Below are 3,862 nucleotides of genomic sequence, written 5' to 3' on the forward strand. Positions count from 1 at the left end.
ACCAAGTTAACGGTGTTGCTGCCTGGCAGAACGTCTGTGGTGCTACCGCTGATCACAACGCTATCTGCATCGTCAGTGATGACGCCATTGGCATCGGTGTTGTCGAAGCTCACTTCAACTGCAGATTCAACTGCATCCAGCTCTGCCGTTGTATTGGCATCAATCTCAACACCATTTTCATCTGTTGTGACAGCGACGATGTCTAACTGACCATCAACAAGCTCACTAACATCAACACCATCGACACTGTAACGGCCATCTTCTTCAACCGTGGCACTGGTGGTGACCGTGTTGCCTTCAGAGTCTGTGATTGTAATTTGAACAATTTGTCCTTCTGGAACTTTATTCGTCGTTCCGGATAGATCAATGGTGGCTTCAGCATTATCAACATCGGCTGTCACTCGGATGCTAGATGCTGTGGAATCCAATGCATCTTCAGCCGTACCTGTGACTGGGTTGCCATTATTGTCAGTACCCGTAACCGTAATGTCCAGCTCGCCATCTGTTAGATCGCTGATGTCTAAGCCTGGAACGGTGTAGCTACCGTCTTCTTCAACAATCGCTGTTGTCGTAACAGTGTTGCCTTCAGAGTCAGTGATGGTAACCACTAGCTCAGAACCGACTGGAATATCGGTGGTGTCACCTGTCACATCAATCGTTGGGCCAGCGTTATCAACCTCGGTTTCAACGGTGATTTGGGCTGCAATCGCATCCAGCTCAGCGTTGTCTGTGCCGGTGATTGGGTTGCCATTATTGTCCGTTGCGCTTGCAACTACTTCCAATGGGCCGTCAATCAAGCCGCTTAGGTCGGCTTCAACACTGAAATTACCATCTGCATCCAGCGCAACGTCATTCAGTACAACTTCATTGCCCTGTTGATCCGTGATCACCAAGTTAACGGTGTTGCTGCCTGGCAGAACGTCTGTGGTGCTACCGCTGATCACAACGCTGTCTGCATCATCAGTGATGACGCCATTGGCATCGGTGTTGTCGAAGCTCACTTCAACTGCAGAGGCGACTGCATCCAGTTCGTCTTCAGCTGTACCCGTCACTGGGTTGCCATTGTTGTCAGTGCCTGTCACCGTGATGTCTAGGTCACCGTCCGTCAGATCGCTGATGTCTAAGCCTGGAACAGTGTAGCTACCGTCTTCTTCAACAATCGCGGTTGTCGTAACAGTGTTGCCTTCAGAGTCAGTGATGGTAACCACTAGCTCAGAGCCCACTGGGATATCAGTAGTATCACCTGTCACATCAATGGTTGGGCCAGCGTTATCAACCTCGGTTTCAACGGTGATTTGGGCTGCAATTGCATCCAGCTCAGCGTTGTCGGTGCCGGTGATTGGGTTGCCATTGTTGTCTGTTGCGCTTGCAACCACTTCCAATGGACCGTCAATCAAGCCGCTTAGATCCGCTTCAACACTGAAGTTACCATCAGCATCCAGCGCAACATCATTCAGTACAACCTCATTGCCCTGTTGATCCGTGATCACCAAGTTAACCGTGTTGCTGCCTGGCAGAACGTCTGTGGTGCTACCGCTGATCACAACGCTGTCTGCATCGTCAGTGATGACGCCATTGGCATCGGTGTTGTCGAAGCTGACTTCAACTGCAGATTCAACTGCATCCAGCTCTGCCGTTGTATTGGCATCAATCTCAACACCATTTTCATCTGTTGTGACAGCGACGATGTCTAACTGACCATCAACAAGCTCACTAACATCAACACCATCGACACTGTAACGGCCATCTTCTTCAACCGTGGCACTGGTGGTGACCGTGTTGCCTTCAGAGTCTGTGATTGTAATTTGAACAATTTGTCCTTCTGGAACTTTATTCGTCGTTCCGGATAGATCAATGGTGGCTTCAGCATTATCAACATCGGCTGTCACTCGGATGCTAGATGCTGTGGAGTCCAATGCATCTTCAGCCGTACCTGTGACTGGGTTGCCGTTGTTGTCAGTGCCTGTCACCGTGATGTCTAGGTCACCGTCCGTCAGATCGCTGATGTCTAAGCCTGGAACAGTGTAGCTGCCATCTTCTTCAACAATCGCTGTTGTCGTGACGGTATTGCCTTCAGAGTCAGTGATGGTAACCACTAGCTCAGAACCGACTGGAATATCGGTGGTGTCACCTGTCACATCAATCGTTGGGCCAGCGTTATCCACGTCGGTTTCAACGGTGATGTCTGCTGCAATTGCATCCAGCTCAGCGTTGTCTGTGCCGGTGATTGGGTTGCCATTGTTGTCCGTTGCGCTTGCAACCACCTCTAATGGGCCGTCAATCAAGCCGCTTAGATCCGCTTCAACACTGAAGTTACCGTCTGCATCCAGCGCAACGTCATTCAGCACAACCTCATTGCCCTGCTGATCCGTGATCACCAAGTTAACCGTATTGCTGCCTGGCAGAACGTCTGTGGTGCTACCGCTGATGACAACGCTGTCTGCATCGTCAGTGATGACGCCATTGGCATCGGTGTTGTCGAAGCTCACTTCAACCGCAGAAGCAACGGCATCCAGCTCGTCTTCAGCGGTGCCTGTTACTGGGTTACCGTTGTTGTCGGTACCAGTAACCGTGATGTCTAAGTCGCCGTCTGTTAGATCGCTGATGTCTAAGCCTGGAACGGTGTAGCTACCGTCTTCTTCAACAATCGCTGTTGTCGTAACAGTGTTGCCTTCAGAGTCAGTGATGGTAACCACTAGCTCAGAGCCCACTGGGATATCAGTAGTATCACCTGTCACATCAATGGTGGGGCCTGCATTATCCACCTCGGTTTCAACCGTGATTTGGGCTGCAATTGCATCCAGCTCAGCGCTGTCGGTGCCGGTGATTGGGTTGCCATTGTTGTCTGTTGCGCTTGCAACTACTTCCAATGGACCGTCAATCAAGCCGCTTAGGTCAGCTTCAACACTGAAGTTACCGTCTGCATCCAGCGCAACATCATTCAGTACAACCTCATTGCCCTGTTGATCCGTGATCACCAAGTTAACCGTGTTGCTGCCTGGCAGAACGTCTGTAGTGCTACCGCTGATCACAACGCTATCTGCATCGTCAGTGATGACGCCATTGGCATCGGTGTTGTCGAAGCTCACTTCAACTGCAGAGGCGACTGCATCCAGTTCGTCTTCAGCTGTACCCGTCACTGGGTTGCCATTATTGTCAGTACCCGTAACCGTAATGTCCAGCTCGCCATCTGTTAGATCGCTGATGTCTAAGCCTGGAACGGTGTAGCTACCGTCTTCTTCAACAATCGCTGTTGTCGTAACAGTATTGCCTTCAGAGTCAGTGATGGTAACCACTAGCTCAGAACCGACTGGAATATCAGTGGTGTCACCTGTTACATCTATCGTTGGCCCTGTGTTATCGACATCGGTCTCCACAGTGATTTCTGAAGGTACCGCATCCAGCTCATCAGTACCTGTTCCTGTGACTGGGTTGCCGTTGTTGTCGGTACCTGTCACCGTGATGTCTAGATCACCATCCGTTAGATCGCTGATGTCTAAGCCTGGCACGGTGTAGCTACCGTCTTCTTCAACAATCGCTGTTGTCGTAACAGTATTGCCTTCAGAGTCAGTGATCGTAACCACTAGCTCAGAACCGACTGGAATATCAGTGGTGTCACCTGTTACATCTATCGTTGGCCCTGTGTTATCGACATCGGTCTCCACAGTGATTTCTGAAGGCACCGCATCTAGCTCATCGGTACCCGTTCCTGTCACTGGGTTACCGTTGTTGTCAGTACCTGTCACCGTAATATCTAGATCACCGTCCGTTAGATCAGTGATATCTAAGCCTGGCACGGTGTAGCTGCCATCTTCTTCGACAATCGCGGTCGCCGTAACCGTGTTGCCATTTTTGTCCGTTA

Annotated in this window: 1 protein-coding gene; it reads right to left on the bottom strand. The window is 50.6% G+C overall.

Annotated features, from left to right (window positions below; all coding sequences use genetic code 11):
* On the bottom strand, positions 1 to 3,862 hold a 3,862-nt coding region (locus F5971_RS18210; protein ID WP_223116362.1), incomplete at both ends, for a beta strand repeat-containing protein.

Source organism: Nitrincola alkalisediminis (assembly GCF_009821115.1).
GTDB classification, from domain to species: domain Bacteria; phylum Pseudomonadota; class Gammaproteobacteria; order Pseudomonadales; family Balneatricaceae; genus Nitrincola; species Nitrincola alkalisediminis.